This is a genomic window from Sphingomonas sp. M1A8_2b, assembly GCF_053345535.1.
The window spans coordinates 1756599-1771436 of sequence record NZ_JBKFAH010000001.1 but is presented as its reverse complement, the minus strand read 5'-3'; the positions used below and the strand labels follow the sequence as shown (position 1 = coordinate 1771436).

Here is a 14838-nt window from a genome sequence, read left to right as displayed (position 1 = left end):
GTCCTTACGTCAGTGAAAATTGTCATGCCCATTCCCGCGGACCGGCGCTGTCGAGCGCACGGTCGAGATAGAAGGCGGCGCTGATGAGCGCCAAATGGCTGAAGCCTTGCGGGAAATTGCCAAGAAAGCTGCCGTCCTGCGCGATCTCCTCGGCGAACAAACCGAGATGATTGCCGTGCGCGAGCAGCTTCTCGAAGTTCAACCGCGCCTGGTCGAGCCGCCCGGCCCGCGCGAGGCATTCGACGTACCAGAACGAGCAGGCGACGAACGTCCCCTCCTGCCCCGGCAAACCGTCGTCGATCCGGTAGCGATAGACCTGCCCGTCGTCGGACAGGTCCGCGCCGATCGCCTCCAGCGTCGCGAGCCACTTGGGATCGGTCGCGCCGACGAAGCGGACCAGCGGCATCATCAGCAACGCGCCGTCGACCGCCAGATCCTCGGGCGCATCGCCGATCGCGCGGACGAACCGGCCGAGATCGTCGTTCCAGAAATTCGCCCAGATATCGTCGTGGATCGCCGTCCGCGTCTCCGACCAGCGGACCAGCGGCGCGGGCAGCGAACGCTTCTGCGCCAGCCGCACCGCACGATCGACCGCGACCCAGCTCATCAGGCGCGAGTGGAGATAATGCTTCTTCGGCCCGCGGACTTCCCAAATCCCCGAGTCCGGCGTGTCCCATGTCTCGCAGACCTGATCGACGATGCGCGAGATCGCGACCCAGGAATCATGCGCGATCGGCTCGCCATATTTACTGCCGAGATAGGTCGCGTCGAGCAGCGCGCCGTAGATGTCGTGCTGCGTTTGGTCCTTCGCCTCGTTGCCGACGACGATCGGGGTCGCGCCCTCGAACCCGGCGAGGTCGAGCTTGCGTTCGTCGGCGATCTCGCCGCCATCAAGCGCATACATCACGCCGAGATGGCCCTTCGAACACGCCTGCGCGCGGTCCATCGCCCAATGGAGGAAGCCGACCGCCTCGCCCTGATAACCCAGTCGCAGCAAAGCGTAGACGGTGAACGAGGAGTCGCGGATCCACGTCGCGCGGTAATCCCAGTTGCGCACGCCGCCGGGCGCTTCGGGCAGGCCGAAGGTGGCGGCGGCGGCGATCGAACCGTGCTTGCGCGAGGTGAGCAGCTTTAGTGCCATTGCCGAGCGCTCGACCGTCTCGCGCCAGCGGCCACGGTAGCGCGACTTGCGACTCCATGCGCGCCAATACGCGATGTCCTTCTCAACGATCGCATCGAGCGCGTCGGTATCGAGCGAAACGTCGTCCGGGTTGCTGAGGATCAGCGAGACGGTGTCGCCTTCGGTCAGGTGGATATCGGCGGTCAGGTCGCAACCGTCGGCGACGAGCGTCGCGGCACCGTGAGCCGCGAGGGCAAGGCCGCTTTCGTGGTCGAACCGGCCGCGCGACACGTCCGCCTCCGACATCGTGACGGAAGCCGTGCGTCCCATCACGCCGTAATCGAACCGCGGGGCGCAGCGGACCCGGACCATCGCAGATCCGCGCGTGCAGGTCAGCCGCCGGACCAGCCGCGACGGCGCGTCGTCCTTGTCGTTGCCGACCGGCATGAGGTCGACCAGATCGACGCTCGCCGCGTTCGCCATCCAGCGGGTGAGCAGGATGTTGGTCTCGGGCAGGTACATCTGCACGATGTTCGCGTCGGGCAGATGGGGCTCGATCGAGAAATGCCCGCCTTTGTCGCCATCGAGCAGCCGCGCGAAGACCGACGCGCTGTCGAGGCACGGCCAGCAGAGGTAATCGATCGTGCCCGCCGTATCGACCAGCGCGATCGTCTCCAGGTTACCGATCGCGCCGTGATCCGCGATCGATATGCCAAGCTTATCCATTATCGCGGAAGCCGGGATACAGGCTCATGCCGCCGTCGATCGTCAGCGTCGATCCGACGATATAGTCCGCCGCATCCGACACCAGGAACAGCGCGGCGCGCGCGACGTCCTCGGGATCGCCGATCCGGCCGTAGGGGATGAGTTCGAGCAGCTTGTCCTGGTCAGCGGTCGCATCCTCGTTGATCTCCGTCGCGATCGCACCGGGGGCGATGCCGTTCACGCGGATCCGATCGCCGGCAATTTCCTGCGCGAGCGTCCGCATCAGCATCCCGCTGCCACCCTTCGACGCGGCGTAGTTGGCGTGGCCCGCCCAGGGGATGACCTCGTGCACCGAACTCATGAACAGGATCTTGCCGATCGACCGGCTGAACCCGCGGTCGCCCTGCTGGCGGAACCGTCGCACGGCCTCGCGCGAGACGAGAAACTGCCCGGTCAGGTTGACGTCGATGACGCGCTTCCAGTCTTCCAGCGTCATCTCGGCATAGGCCGCATCCTTTTGCATGCCGGCATTGGCGAAGACGATGTCGACGCCGCCGAACCGCTCGACGGTTTCGTCGAACAACCGGATCACCGCCGCCTCGTCGGACGTGTCCGCCGCGCACGCAAAGGCCTTGCCACCGGCCTGCACGATCTGGTCGACGACCTCGCGCGCCTTGTCCTCGCTGCTGTTGTAGTTGACCGCGACCGATGCCCCAGCTGCACCAAAGGCGAGCGCCGCCGCGCGGCCCAATCCCGAACTCGCGCCGGTGATGATCGCGGCCTGGCCCGTCAGGTCGATGTGCATGATTGGTCTTTCCTAGGAGATGTCCGACGCTGAACGCACCGGGCCTAGACTCTATCCAATCCCGGCCAATCTAGCTGATCCGGATCAAGGGACGTAAAAATCGACGCAACTCGTTGGCGTCGCCAAGCTTTGTAGTCTTTACACAAACGGCGGGGACAGCATGTGAGCAAGACGATCGCTGATCACGAGCAAAAACTGCGCCTTGTCGATTGCCAATTTGATCGACAGTGGCAGCATCCATGCTGCCCGATATCGGTCCAAGACGCTTCAAAGTCATGAGACTTTCTCCGGCTATCTGTTCGGCAGCGAATAGAAGGCACGTGGCTGTCGCCATCCCGGTCAAGAACGAGGAGCAGCATCTTCCGGCCTGTCTCGCAGCAATAGACCGAGCCGCACAAATGTTCGGCGGACGCGTGACGATCATCGCCGTGTTGAACGATTGTTCCGACGGGACGCTGGATATCCTGACCGCATGGCGACCCCGTTTCGCCGAAGTCTCGTGGTCCGCGGTATCGCTCCTTGCCGGGTATCGGCACGCGGGATGGGCGCGCCGTCTCGCATGGGACAGCGCCGCGGCGTTGCTGCAAGGCGATGACGATCTGCTGCTGTCGACGGATGCCGATACCAATGTGGCGCCGGACTGGATCGTCCGGACGGTCGCACATATCGAGGCTGGCTACGACGCGGTCGCGGGTCGCGCGTTGACGGTTCGGGGCGACCGGGCGGACTTGGGCGCCACCGCACGGCGGCGGCTCGAGATGATCGGGCGGTATTACACCGCGCTCGATTATCTGCGCGCCGATGCCGTAAGCCTGCCGCACGATCCGTGGCCGCGGCATTTCTACGAGGGCGGCGCGAGCATCGCCCTGACGCGCGGCCTGTACCGACGGATCGGCGGCGCGCCTACCCCGCCGGTGGCCGAGGATCGCGCGCTGTTCGAGCGCATCCGACACCATGGCGGCCGCGTGCGTCACCCGCTCGATGTGCGCGTGTTCACCTCGTGTCGCACGGCGGGGCGCGCGCCGGGGGGCATGGCGGATGCGGTGGCCAGGTGGATCGATCAGCCGCACGATGCGCCGCTCCACGAGACGTATAGCGTGGATGCAGCGCTCGCCCCCGATCAAGCGACCGGGCAAGACCAGCTTAGTTTTGCGACCTTGCCCGCCGCGATTGCCGAAGCGCAACGACGGATCAGGCTAGTCCGCCGCGCCAAGGCGCCAAAGGTCGAGCCGATACGCCTCGTGCCGATCGCTGCGGACGACGTGCGCCGCGTCGCCAAGCGCCGACCGGAGTTCGACGACCGCGTCGTCCCCGCTCTTGGGATAGTCGGTTTCGCCGATCCAGTGGACCAGGAGAACGTGACCGCCTGACACGATGGCGGTACGGAGATAGTCCGCCAATCCGACGATATCGGCGCTGTCCCAGTAATAGACGACCTCCGACAGCAGCACGAGATCGAAGGCACCGCCGGGCGCTTCGGCGGGCAGGCGCCGCCGTTCGACACGGACGTTCGGCTGATCCGCGCACCGGGCGGACGCCGCGGCGAGCGCGGTATCGGACACGTCGACCGCCAGCAGCGCGTCGCAACGCTCCGCCAACCGCGTCGTCAGAACGCCGTTCGCGCAACCGACCTCCAGCGCAGTGACGAACCGGTCCCGGGGTAGCGCGGCGAGCGTTGCCTCGTATTTGGCGGCTTCGTACGCGCTGGTTTCGAAATGCCAGGGATCGCCCTCAGCCTTGTACAGCGCCTCGAAATATTCGGATTCGATCGATCGTTCACGGCGCACGGCGGCTCTCCAGCAAGATGGTGTTCGGACGGTCGATCAGCCGCAGCATCGCGTGCGGCAGGCGGAAATTCTCGCGAGCACCGACGATCCGCCCGCCACGCTGACTCCGATGACAGGCCATCGCCCGGCGCTGGCGCGGTCGCCCGGCTTGGCTGTCGACCGACCAAGCTTGGCTGCCGCGCAACCTCGGCAACAGACCGTCGACCGTCCAGCCCCACACCAGATAATCGTAGAGCCGGCAACGAAGGCGCGACGCGACGGCGACCGCCAAGGCTGCTGCCGCCTCATGATCGCAATGCGGCTCGCCCGACCACGTCACCGCGATCTGCCGAACGCCGCGCCGCCTGCACCAGGCCACCAGCCGATCAACGCTGCGGGCGAACAGCGCGTCCCCCGGCTTGGCGGGCACCGCATCGGGCCAGTCGAGGCGCAGGATATCGGACGCTCCTCCGAGCACGCGGATCGCCTCCCGCGCTTCGCGGCGACGCAGGGCCGCGATCCGCTGCGCACTCCAGCCGGGTGCGTCGGGATGCGACCCCGATCCATCCGTCAGGAACGCCGTATGGACCCGGCCACCGGCAGCAGACACCGCGGCGATCAGCGCGCCGCAGCCGAGCGTCTCGTCGTCGGGATGCGGCGCGAGCACGAGCCAGGGTCCCTGCCGCACGGCGTCGCTCGCCGAGATCCGCCGGGCGCGGCGGGTGAGCGATCGCCATGCGTCCGCGCCCGGCGCTACCACCACCGATCGTCGCCCCAGCAATCGTCCTCGAGCCACGCCGCCGCCGCCCGGTCGCGCGCCTGGTCGGGGACCGGCTGACGCAGATACAGCCCTAGATCGCGCGTGATCCGGTCGATCCGGCTCTTGGCGAAGAACGACGCGGTGCCGACCGACCGGGCCGCCGCCTCCATCGTCCGCAAGCCGGCTTCCTCGACCACACCGCGAGTCATCAGCACGAACGGGATCGCCTCGGCCGCCTCGGACTCCGCCAGATGCGCGGCCCGCCGGACCCAGAGCCCGGCACTGCGCGTCTCGGTCAGACAGGCGGCAAACCGCGCGCGCTGAATTGGATCGTTCCCCTTGCCGCTCGCGACGAGGTGATCGCGCAAATGCCGCACCAGCGCCTCGACCGCGCCGAGCTGCACCGCCGTGAACCGCCACGCGCCCGCACTGAACCGTGGCTCGCGTTCATAGTCGTTCGGGTCGCCGATCAGGTTCTCGCGTCCGATCACCATGCCGGAGAAATCGAACGCACCGCTGCACGTCCCCCGCATGCCGCGAACCTGCCAAGCTTTATTGTCCGTGCGGGCAATCTCTCCGGCGATCGGAACGAGGACGAGCTGCTTTCCGCCCGTCTCGTCCCGCGCGGTGACGAGAATACGATCGAGATGCCCCGCCCCGGTCGCGAAGACCTTGGCCCCATCGAGCGTCCAGCGATCCTCGTCGGTCTTGCGGATCGAAAGGCCAGGTGCAGGCTCGGTGTTCCAGACGCCGAACACCCGTCCCGCCGCGACATCGTCATCCAGCGCCTGGCGCTGGTCCGGATCGCCATAGCCTGCGATCAACTGGACGGCGTTGACGTGCCCCTCATACACCCGACCGAGACTGAGGTCGGCGCCGCCGATCGCGCGCAACACGTCGAGCAGCGCATCGGTCGACTCGCCCGCAGTGACGGTCTTGAACGCCCCCAGCGCGCCCGCCTGGGACAGCGCTAGAAGCCGCTCGGCGGGAAAATCCTCGTGCGTGTTCTCCTGGTCCCACGATGCGGCGAGGTGGCGGACGGTTTCGAGAACGGACCAGCCTGATGGATATTTCGTCAGTGAATCGATCCCGCACCATCCGGCCGCGGTGCGCGCCGGTCCCGAACAAAGAACGTCGGACGCCCGCGTGCGTTGCGTGTCGCGGTCCGTCAGAGCTCAAACAGTTACGCAATCGTGAAACGCATCCCAACCATCGGTTAACGCTTGGCCGGCATAGTCGCACGATCGGACAGGACGAGATCGATGGCAAGCAAACAGGACGTCTTCACACTGGTCGGCAAACGCATGCGCGGCACCCCGAGCGCCCCTTGCAACGTCGACATGCCGCCGATCGCCGAACTCGTCCGCCGGATCGATCGCGCGCTACGCGAGCGTCGCGCCGCCTGATCCACTCCGCGTGAGCACGCGTCAGTCCGGTCGGTCGGCGATGGACATTGCCGACGCGTACATCTGGGCAGCACGCTGCTCGCGCAGGTCGTCGAACGCGTCGCGCGGATCGGGCGCTTCGCCGGTCGCGCGCAACACCGCCCACAACGCGAAGCGCCGACCAGGTTCGCGCTCGGTCCCGAACGCGATAGCGACCTTCTCGCGCCCGTCGTCGATCGCGCCCTGGTCGAGCGCGTCGATATCGGCCGTGCCGAAGAAATGTCGTAAAACCGCGTCGAGATCCATCACAGCCTCCTGTAGCCAGCGGCGCCGAAACGCAATCCATGCCCTGTGCCGCGCCGCGATCGAGACGGTTGCGATCCCGCTCTCGACGCCGTAGACGCCCGCCCAGACCCACGTATCCCGGACGGGTGGCCGAGTGGTTTAAGGCAACGGTCTTGAAAACCGTCGTAGGGGTAACTCTACCGTGGGTTCGAATCCCACCCCGTCCGCCAATTCACCAGTATCTGCGCCAAAGCTCAGTTGGACCGCTCCGGCGGGACGATCGGGAGCGGCAGCGCGGCGATCGGGACGCCTTCCTCCGCCAGCGCCCTCGCTTCGGCGACACTGGCCTGACCGTGGATCGTCGACTGTTTCTCGTCGCCGAGATGCATGGCGCGGGCGCGATCGGCAAAGGCGGTGCCGACCCATTGCGACGATTCCAGCGCCTTGGCCTGCCGCATCGCGAGCGTCGCCAAGGCCGACTTGATCGCCTCCGCGTTCGGTGGCGGCGGTTTGCTGTTGGCCTTCGCGGGGATCGCTGGCGCCATGACCGCCTTGGTTACCGCACTGTCGTCGCAGATCGGGCAGCGGACCTGCCCAGCCTCGCGTTGTACCTCGTAGGCGCTACTCGACCCGAACCACGCCTCGAACACATGGCCGCCGCCGCATTTCAGATCGAAGACGATCACCGGACGACAGCGACGGCGGGGATCGCGCGACGATGCGCGATCACCGGAATCCGCGTCCGGACGTCGCGCAGTCGATCGAGGTCGACCTCCGCATAACCGAGCCCCGCGGTCTCTCCCATGTCGAGCAGCACGTCGCCCCAGGGATCGACCACCAGCGAATGGCCATAGGTCGTGCGCCCATCGGCATGCTCGCCGGTCTGCGCCGCCGCGACGACGAACGCCCCCGCCTCGATCGCGCGGGCGCGCAACAGGATGTGCCAATGCGCCGAGCCGGTCGGTCGCGTGAAGGCCGCGGGGACCGACAGCACGGTCGCGCCGGCATCGCTGAGCGCGCGGTACAGGTCGGCGAAGCGAAGATCGTAGCAGATCGACGGGCCGACCATGCCGGCCGGCGTTTCGACCACGGTCGCGGTTTCTCCTGCCACATAGGCGGCGGATTCGCGCCAGGTTTCGCCTGTCGGAAGATCGACGTCGAACAGATGCAGTTTATCGTATCGCGCCCGGATCGCGCCGCGGTCGTCGATGACGAACCCGCGATTGGCGAACCTGCCGTCCGCACACCGCACCGCGAGCGAGCCGAGGTGGACCCACAGACCCGCCTCGGCGGCCGCAGCACGGACCGACGCGAGTACGGGGTCGTGCGCCTCGGTCACGATCGACCGGCCGGCGCGGATACGATCGCGGTCGATCAAGCCCGACATTTCCGGCGTGAACAGCATCGCGGCACCCTCGCCCGCCGCAAGACCGATCGCATTGACGATCGTGGCGACATTGACGACCGGATCGATGCCGCTCGTCATCTGGAGAATGCCGATCTTGGCCATCAGGCCAGCAGAGCGTCGAGCCCGCCCTTCGCTTCGAGCGCCGCGAGATCGTCGGATCCGCCGATATGCTGACCGTCGATGAAGACCTGCGGCATCGTCATGCGGCCGCCCGACCGCTCGACCATTTCAGCCTTTTTCGGGCCGCCCATCGTCACGTCGAACTGCTCGGGCTCGACCCCCTTGGAGGCGAGGAGTTTCAGCGCGCGCGTGCAATACGGACAGAACGCCTTGGTATAGATCTCTACTTTTGCCATGCGCCGGAGATGTGGTTTCCACCGATCCCTGTCAACTCGCCAGCGGCCAACCGCGGGCGATCATTCGTCCGACGTCGGCGACAACACGCGCGCCCAGCACAGGATGGTGACGGACCGCGCACCCGCCCTGAGCAGTGCACGGGTGCAGCCATCCGCGGTCGCGCCGCTGGTGTAGACGTCGTCGACCAGTACGATCGACTGCCCACGAACGCGGTCCGGACCGACGATAGCGAACGCGCCTGAGACCGCCTTGGCTCGCGCCTTCCCGCCCAGTCCGCGCAACACCAGCGTACGGCGCGGCCGGACCAGAACGTCGCGATCATGGGCCACGCCGGAAAGGTTGGCGACGGCCCCCGCGATTAGCGCGGCCTGATTGAACCCGCGCGACCAGATTCGCGATCGATGCAGCGGGACCGGTACCAGCAGGTCGACGCCGTCGGGCAGCAGCCGGTGCATATGCCGCGCCATCGTTTCGGCGAAGGCGATCCGTCCGCCATATTTGAGACGCAGCACGAGGCTGCTTGCGATCGGCCCATAGGCGACGGCGGCGCGAACGCCGGCATGCCGCGGCGGTTCGGCGAGGCATGGCGCGCAGACCGCGCCCTCGCCGCGATCGAACGCGAACGGCCGGTTACACCGCGCGCACCAGGGCGGACCGAGAAACCGCAGTCCCATCCAGCAGAGCGCGCAGAACCGATGGTCCTCGCCAACCGGTACCCCACACCCGGCGCAGCGCGGCGGGAGGGCGAGTCCGAGAATCCGGCGAAGCGGTCCGATCATTCCGACGCCCCCTTCCCTTCCGCCAGACCTTGTCGTGGAAGCGCGACCACGGCACAAGCGCGCTCGTGTCCGACAGCCCCCCAGAAATCTTCGACCGCGCAGCACGCCGCCTCCGCCGCGACCGCGCAGAGCCCGGTTACGCCGATCACGACTTCCTGCGCGCGACGATGCTCGACGGAATCGCCGAGCGGCTCGATGCGGTCACCCGCAGTTTCACCGACATCCTCGATCTTGGCTGTTTCGACGGTGCCTTCCAACCGCCGCCGGGCGCGCGCGTGGTGCGGTGCGACGCGGGCTTTGCGTTCGCCGCGCAGGCTCGAGGCATCCAGACCGACGAGGATCGCCTGCCGTTCGCTGACGCTTCATTCGATCTGGTGGTGAGCGGCGGCGTGCTCGACCAGGTCAACGACCTGCCCGGCGCGCTGTCGCTGATCCGCCGCGTCCTGCGCCCCGACGGCCTGTTTCTCGGCGCTTTCGTCGGCGCAGGCAGCCTGCGTGCCCTGCGCGCTGCCTTGCGGATCGGCGACAGCGAGCGCCCTGCCGCGCGCCTCCATCCCCAGATCGACGTGCGGTCGGCGGGCGATCTGCTGATGCGTGCCGGGTTCGCGTTGCCGGTCGCCGACGTGGAAACGCTCGACGTGCGCTATTCCGACCTGGGCCGGTTGCTCGGGGACCTGCGCGGCATGGCGGCGGGCAACATGCTGGCACACCGCCAGACTTTGACCCGCGACGTGCTCGCGCGGACATTTGCCGCGTTTGCGGATGCCGCCGACGATACCGGCAAGACCCGGGAGACGTTCCAGATCGTCTTTCTGACCGGCTGGTCGCCCGATCCGTCGCAACCCAAGCCCGCGCGGCGAGGCAGCGCGACGGCATCGCTGGGTGATGCGCTCAAGCGCTAGGCGATCAGCCCGTCGCCCTCGGCGGCACGCGCCAGGATCCTCCCCATCGCCTCGAACAGGGCGTCCATCGCTACCGGCTTGAAGATCACGTCGTCCGCGCCGGCAGCGAGACAGCGCTGGCGCAGATCGGGCGCGATGTCCGCCGTGACGACGATGATGGGCACGGTCGCCTTGGCATCGCCACGCGCGCGAATGTGCTGAATCGCGGTGATGCCATCCATGCCAGGCATCCGCAGATCGACGAGCACGATCGCGAACTCGTCTTCATCGAGGATCTGCAAACCGATCTCGGCGCTCTCCGCCTCCACCATCGTTGCCCCGGCAACGTCCAGCATGTCCTTGACAACACGCCGGTTCATCCGGTCGTCTTCGATGAAAAGAACGTTCATACCACCGGCCGCGAGAGGAGGTCGAGGGGAAGCAAAAAGGCGGCCATGGACCTGTGTCTACGCGTCATGCAGCCCGAGATACAAGGTCAGGAATTGAGTGTTTTTTTGAAACTGATCTGTGTAATAAGGCTCCGATAAGATCGACGCCGCTGACAGGCTTGGCGACGACGCGCGTGATGCCGGTGGCGATCAATTCGTCGCGTTCCCGATCAGCCGAAACGGGCCAGAGCAACGTCGTCTCGACATCGGCCGATGCGGCAATCTCTGCAATCCGCGTCAACGCCGCAAGGTGATCGCCCTCCCCCCGTATCGTCGCGTCATCGATCAGCACGCGTGCGATATTCCCCTGTTCCAGCCGCATGACGGCTTCATCGACCGACGTGCTACTCGCAACCGGCCCGCAGTGCGGTTCCAGCAGCGTCTTGAACATGCTCCGTGTGATCGGGTTGCGATCGAGCACCAGCGTCGCCGCACCGTCCACCCCGGAGGGCTCGGCGATCATGGCGGGTTCGGTGCGGATCAATGGCAGCGTCAGCGTGAACGTCGCGCCGCGCCCGATCGCGCTGCTGACCGCGACGTCGCCGCCCATCGCGCGCGCCAGATTGCGGCAGATCGACAGGCCGAGCCCGGTTCCACCGTATTGCCGCGTCGTGCCTGCGTCGGCCTGTTTGAAGGATTCGAAGATTTCTTCGAACTTGCCGGTGGAGATGCCGATCCCGGAATCGGTGACGGCGATGCGCAGACGATCGTCGCCATCGACATCGACTTTCAGCGCCACCTCGCCCGATTTCGTGAATTTGAGGGCGTTCGACAGCAGGTTGAAGACGATCTGTCGGACGCGCGCGGCATCGCCCATGATCAGGTCCGGACAGCCGTCCAGATCGACCGCGAACGACAATCCCTTGGCGCGGGCTTGCTCCTCCCACATCCGGGTCGCGTCGATAACGGTGGCACGGATATCGAACGGCGCGGATTCGATCGCCAGATTGCCCGTTTCCATCTTGGCGACATCGAGAATGTCGTCGACCAGCGCGCGCATCCTGACCCCGGCGCCGTGAACGATGCCGAGACGGTCACGGATCCCGGGTTCAATCGCCCGATCCGCGAGCATCACCTGCGTCATGCCGAGGATCCCGTTGAGCGGCGTCCGGATCTCATGGCTCGTGGTCGCCAGGAATTCGGTCTTGGCCGCGAGCGCCTTGCCAAGAGCGTCGTTGGTCACCGCAAGGTCGTTGTTCGCCGCCGTTACCCGATCGCGGCTCCGGCGGATCGTGAGCAGCCCGAACGCAAGCACCGCGATCACCACCGCCACCGCGGCCGCCGCGCCGAGAAACATGTAACGCTGGGTCTGCGCATGGGCGCGTTCGAACGCGATGCTTCTTTGAAGTTCGGTTGCCTTGAGCTGGCTGATTTTCAGCTCTTGGTTCGCGAAGTCGAACCGCGCCGCCATGAGGGCCGTCTTCGTGTCAGTCGCCAGTTTCGTTGCGTCGTCGTCCATCCGCTTCAGTGCTTGAAGCTGGACCAATGCGCCCTTCGGATCACCGGTTAACATATAAATGTCGTACGCCGTCTGGTGCACGTCCCTGTACGTCGTATCGGTGTCCTTGGGGCTAAGGCCGATCAGTGATTTGACCATCGCCGCGTATGCCCGCGCGATATCGCCGCGCTGCAACGAAATCTGCGCATCGGTCGCAAACAATCTGCTACGAAGGCCTAGGTCGCTGGGGTCCTCCACTTTGCGCGCCATTTCTAGCGCTTTTGTCGCCCGGGCCAGATTCCCGATCTTGAGCTCAATCCAGGCGGTATTAATGTATATCTGCTCGAGAAGATTTCGGCTGCCTAGATTTTTCGCAATCGCAAGGGCCTGTGCAAGCTCGTCTCGTGCTTCTGGATATCGACGAAACAGAGCAAGAGACAGCGCGCGATTGTTGTGGATCGAAAGCGAAAGATTTACGTCAGATTTATACGTATCTAGCGCTTGTTGATAATATTTTAGTGCAGTCTGCTGCTCGCGGGCTTGGTCGTACAACGATGCGATGAAAACCAGCGCACGAGCCTGTCCGCGGGGATCGTCGAGCTTCCGGTATATCTCGAATGCACCCTGATAATCACGCAATGCCTCGCCCATCCTGCCCCGATTGCTGTCTAGCCACCCGAGCGACAGAAGAAGATCCCCATGAAGCTTTGAATTTGGTTGGCGCAGCGTAACTTCGGCGATCGCACTGCTGATCGGGGCCTCCGCCATGTCCGAGTCATTGGTTCGCAGATGCGCTTCTCCCTGGAGCCACCGCGCGGCAGCGATGGCAATACCGCGATGATCTGCTTGAGGAAGATGCGCGGCAAGGCGCTCCGCCTCGATCGCCTTGGTCAACGCTTTCCTAGGGTCGACCAGCATGGCCGCTTTCGCTCCGGCAACCGCCGCTTCATACCTTTCGCTTGTCGCTCTCGCCGGCGGGGTCTGCGCTGCCTTTGCCGACGACGGGGCGGTACACACCAGAAGTAACGCCATGACCAAAGCGAAACTCCGAAGAGTGACTGAGATCAGGCGCGCTTCCACACGGTCGCCAATCGATTGAACGGGGCCCGGACGTCGGTTGCCATAGCCAGCGATTTCCCGTCGTCGAGAAAATGGATCAGCGCATCGATATTAATGGGACGACTGATCAGAAACCCCTGGATCATGTCGCAACCCATCACCGATAGCAGCGCCATCGCCGCGGGTGTCTCGACGCCCTCCGCCACGACTTCCATTTCCAGCGCATGCGCCAGATCGATGGTGGAGCGGACAATCAGCGGATCGCGGTTCGAGCTCGTCAGCTGCGTGACGAACAGCTTGTCGATCTTCAATTCGCGCGCAGGCAACTGCTTCAGATAGGCCAGCGAGGACAGCCCGGCCCCGTAATCGTCGATCGCGATGACAATGCCGATCTCCGCAAAAACCTTGAGGTTCGCGATCGCGCTTTCCGGATCGCGAATGACCGACGTTTCGGTGATCTCGAACCCGAGCTGGGCGCCGCTTTCCTCGACCAACGCGCAGGCCTGTCTGACGAACCACGCGTCCGCCAGAAGCACACCGGAGATATTGATGAACACCCGCAGGTCGTGCCCGGCCCGCGACAATATCTTCTGATCCTCGATCGAGCGACGGATCGTCCACAGCGTCAAGGCGACGATATCGTGGGTTTCTTCGGCCAGCGGAATGAAGTCGCTCGGCAGCACCAATCCCCGGGTCGGGTGATTCCAGCGAACCAAGGCCTCGACGCTCGTGATCTGCTGCCGCCGAAGATGCACCTTCGGTTGATATTGCAGGAAGAGCTCTTCGTTTTCGATCGCCGCAGTCAGGTCCTCGACGAGTTGGGCGCGATCGATCGCTTCTGTGCTACCAGCTACGTCGAGCGCAATCGGGACTCGATCCTTTCGAGCTTCTGCCAACGCCTGCTCTGCCGCCTCTACAAGGTGGACCTCGTCGCGATGTGGCGCCGCCGCGGCACCACCGAGCCGCGCCTGGATGACATGCGTTTCTCCATCGATGTCGAAAGGGACTTCGAAGGCGTTTTGCAACGCTGCGATGGCGACATCCAGCGCCAGTCGTGCCCCGCTCTCGAATGCAATTTCCAGCATTTCACGACCGATGACCACGATACGGGCATCTGGAAGAGCCTCGCCGACCCGCGTCGCGACATCGAGAATCAGGGTTTCGGAACGCGCCCTGCCAACATGGCGTCTGAGCGCCGCAAAATTGGCAACTTCCGCCAGGATCAGGAAACGCCAATCGTTCGGAGCCTTGTCACCGAGGCCCTCTTGCCCGAGCGCGCCGAGCGCAACCGGATTTGCCAGCCGCGCAGTAGTTTGCGCCGTGCTGCACTCGAGCTGCGAGTACGGATGTTCCCTCATCCCACCGTGCTATCCGCGAGCCTTAAACATACTCTTAACCGAAACCGAAACGGGCCGATAATGTATGGTTAACAGAGTATAACTGTGATTGTTTAACGCCGCGTTAGTGATATGTTGAGCGGGCACCGTTATCGGTGCCCATAAGGGAGCATAAAAATGCTGAATATCATTGCCCTCATCCTCGGCGTCACCATCAAGCCTTGGTGAATGACGTTCGTCGGTCCGGAAATGGACCCGCCACTGGTTGGCGGGTCCGGTTTTCGGGCCGACACTTAATCTATAT

The 14838-nt window shown here is 65.1% G+C and carries 15 protein-coding genes, 1 tRNA gene and 1 pseudogene; 4 read left to right on the top strand and 13 right to left on the bottom strand.

Translation table 11 applies throughout. The annotated features are described in order from the left end of the window. Window positions 1-22: 22 nt before the first annotated feature. Entirely contained in the window at window positions 23-1846 is a 1824-nt protein-coding gene (locus ACLBWL_RS08310; RefSeq protein WP_447791863.1) for a glycoside hydrolase family 15 protein, read from the bottom strand. After that, window positions 1839-2630, bottom strand: a complete 792-nt coding sequence (gene fabG / locus ACLBWL_RS08305; protein WP_447791861.1) for a 3-oxoacyl-ACP reductase FabG — start codon at window positions 2628-2630, stop codon at window positions 1839-1841. Before fabG ends, ACLBWL_RS08310 begins: the two co-directional genes overlap by 8 nt. Before the next feature lie 239 nt (window positions 2631-2869). Here fabG and ACLBWL_RS08300 point away from each other — a divergent pair. After that, window positions 2870-3355 (top strand): annotated as a pseudogene (locus tag ACLBWL_RS08300) (glycosyltransferase); the annotation flags it as partial. A gap of 471 nt (window positions 3356-3826) precedes the next feature. On the opposite strand, the gene ACLBWL_RS08295 reads toward ACLBWL_RS08300, so the two are convergent. Genes ACLBWL_RS08295 through ACLBWL_RS08285 form a run of 3 tightly spaced genes read right to left on the bottom strand, consistent with a single transcriptional unit; the run spans window position 3827 to window position 6052 of the window. After that, entirely contained in the window at window positions 3827-4417 is a 591-nt protein-coding gene (locus ACLBWL_RS08295; RefSeq protein WP_447791859.1) for an SAM-dependent methyltransferase, read from the bottom strand. After that, window positions 4407-5159, bottom strand: coding sequence for a PIG-L deacetylase family protein (locus ACLBWL_RS08290; protein WP_447791857.1), 753 nt, complete (start codon window positions 5157-5159; stop codon window positions 4407-4409). Before ACLBWL_RS08290 ends, ACLBWL_RS08295 begins: the two co-directional genes overlap by 11 nt. Next, on the bottom strand, window positions 5150-6052 hold the full coding sequence (locus tag ACLBWL_RS08285; RefSeq protein WP_447791855.1) for an acyl-CoA dehydrogenase: 903 nt from the start codon (window positions 6050-6052) through the stop codon (window positions 5150-5152). The genes ACLBWL_RS08290 and ACLBWL_RS08285 overlap by 10 nt, the downstream gene beginning before the upstream one ends. Window positions 6053-6418: 366 nt before the next feature. Here ACLBWL_RS08285 and ACLBWL_RS08280 point away from each other — a divergent pair, with 366 nt between their 5' ends. Continuing rightward, the gene (locus ACLBWL_RS08280; RefSeq protein ID WP_447791853.1) at window positions 6419-6562 is read left to right on the top strand and encodes a hypothetical protein; all 144 of its coding nucleotides are present in this window, start codon (window positions 6419-6421) and stop codon (window positions 6560-6562) included. Window positions 6563-6583: 21 nt separating this feature from the next. On the opposite strand, the gene ACLBWL_RS08275 is transcribed toward ACLBWL_RS08280, so the two are convergent. Beyond that, window positions 6584-6847 (bottom strand): hypothetical protein, encoded by a 264-nt coding sequence (locus ACLBWL_RS08275; RefSeq protein ID WP_447791851.1) that lies wholly within the window; start codon window positions 6845-6847, stop codon window positions 6584-6586. Window positions 6848-6966: 119 nt separating this feature from the next. Here ACLBWL_RS08275 and ACLBWL_RS08270 point away from each other — a divergent pair. Continuing rightward, a tRNA-Ser gene (locus ACLBWL_RS08270) sits at window positions 6967-7056 on the top strand. Between the two features lie 24 nt (window positions 7057-7080). Here the strand turns inward: ACLBWL_RS08270 and ACLBWL_RS08265 are convergent. Genes ACLBWL_RS08265 through ACLBWL_RS08250 form a run of 4 tightly spaced genes read right to left on the bottom strand, consistent with a single transcriptional unit; the run spans window position 7081 to window position 9370 of the window. Beyond that, entirely contained in the window at window positions 7081-7512 is a 432-nt protein-coding gene (locus ACLBWL_RS08265) for a DUF1178 family protein (RefSeq protein ID WP_447791849.1), read from the bottom strand. Further along, on the bottom strand, window positions 7509-8336 hold the full coding sequence (locus tag ACLBWL_RS08260) for a carbon-nitrogen hydrolase family protein (RefSeq protein WP_447791847.1): 828 nt from the start codon (window positions 8334-8336) through the stop codon (window positions 7509-7511). Before ACLBWL_RS08260 ends, ACLBWL_RS08265 begins: the two co-directional genes overlap by 4 nt. After that, window positions 8336-8590, bottom strand: coding sequence for a glutaredoxin 3 (gene grxC / locus ACLBWL_RS08255; protein WP_447791845.1), 255 nt, complete (start codon window positions 8588-8590; stop codon window positions 8336-8338). Before grxC ends, ACLBWL_RS08260 begins: the two co-directional genes overlap by 1 nt. A gap of 60 nt (window positions 8591-8650) precedes the next feature. Beyond that, entirely contained in the window at window positions 8651-9370 is a 720-nt protein-coding gene (locus tag ACLBWL_RS08250; protein WP_447791843.1) for a ComF family protein, read from the bottom strand. A gap of 65 nt (window positions 9371-9435) precedes the next feature. Between ACLBWL_RS08250 and ACLBWL_RS08245 the strand changes: the two genes are divergently transcribed. Then, entirely contained in the window at window positions 9436-10272 is an 837-nt protein-coding gene (locus ACLBWL_RS08245) for a class I SAM-dependent methyltransferase (RefSeq protein ID WP_447791841.1), read from the top strand. Here ACLBWL_RS08245 and ACLBWL_RS08240 read toward each other — a convergent pair. From ACLBWL_RS08240 to ACLBWL_RS08230, 3 genes are all read right to left on the bottom strand, one after another. Continuing rightward, window positions 10269-10661 (bottom strand): response regulator, encoded by a 393-nt coding sequence (locus ACLBWL_RS08240; protein WP_447791839.1) that lies wholly within the window; start codon window positions 10659-10661, stop codon window positions 10269-10271. The genes ACLBWL_RS08245 and ACLBWL_RS08240 overlap by 4 nt on opposite strands. Window positions 10662-10725: 64 nt before the next feature. Then, window positions 10726-13032, bottom strand: coding sequence for a tetratricopeptide repeat-containing sensor histidine kinase (locus ACLBWL_RS08235; protein ID WP_447791837.1), 2307 nt, complete (start codon window positions 13030-13032; stop codon window positions 10726-10728). 170 nt (window positions 13033-13202) lie between these two features. Further along, window positions 13203-14555, bottom strand: coding sequence for an EAL domain-containing protein (locus ACLBWL_RS08230; RefSeq protein ID WP_447791835.1), 1353 nt, complete (start codon window positions 14553-14555; stop codon window positions 13203-13205). Window positions 14556-14838 lie beyond the last annotated feature (283 nt).

Bases quoted from the DNA above. Each gene is read 5' to 3' on its own strand.
- ACLBWL_RS08250 (WP_447791843.1), bottom strand. From the start codon at position 9,370: ATGATCGGACCGCTTCGCCGGATTCTCGGACTCGCCCTCCCGCCGCGC.
- ACLBWL_RS08240 (WP_447791839.1), bottom strand. From the start codon at position 10,661: ATGAACGTTCTTTTCATCGAAGACGACCGGATGAACCGGCGTGTTGTC.
- ACLBWL_RS08310 (WP_447791863.1), bottom strand. From the start codon at position 1,846: ATGGATAAGCTTGGCATATCGATCGCGGATCACGGCGCGATCGGTAAC.
- ACLBWL_RS08260 (WP_447791847.1), bottom strand. From the start codon at position 8,336: ATGGCCAAGATCGGCATTCTCCAGATGACGAGCGGCATCGATCCGGTC.
- ACLBWL_RS08230 (WP_447791835.1), bottom strand. From the start codon at position 14,555: ATGAGGGAACATCCGTACTCGCAGCTCGAGTGCAGCACGGCGCAAACT.
- ACLBWL_RS08275 (WP_447791851.1), bottom strand. From the start codon at position 6,847: ATGGATCTCGACGCGGTTTTACGACATTTCTTCGGCACGGCCGATATC.
- grxC (WP_447791845.1), bottom strand. From the start codon at position 8,590: ATGGCAAAAGTAGAGATCTATACCAAGGCGTTCTGTCCGTATTGCACG.
- ACLBWL_RS08280 (WP_447791853.1), top strand. From the start codon at position 6,419: ATGGCAAGCAAACAGGACGTCTTCACACTGGTCGGCAAACGCATGCGC.
- fabG (WP_447791861.1), bottom strand. From the start codon at position 2,630: ATGCACATCGACCTGACGGGCCAGGCCGCGATCATCACCGGCGCGAGT.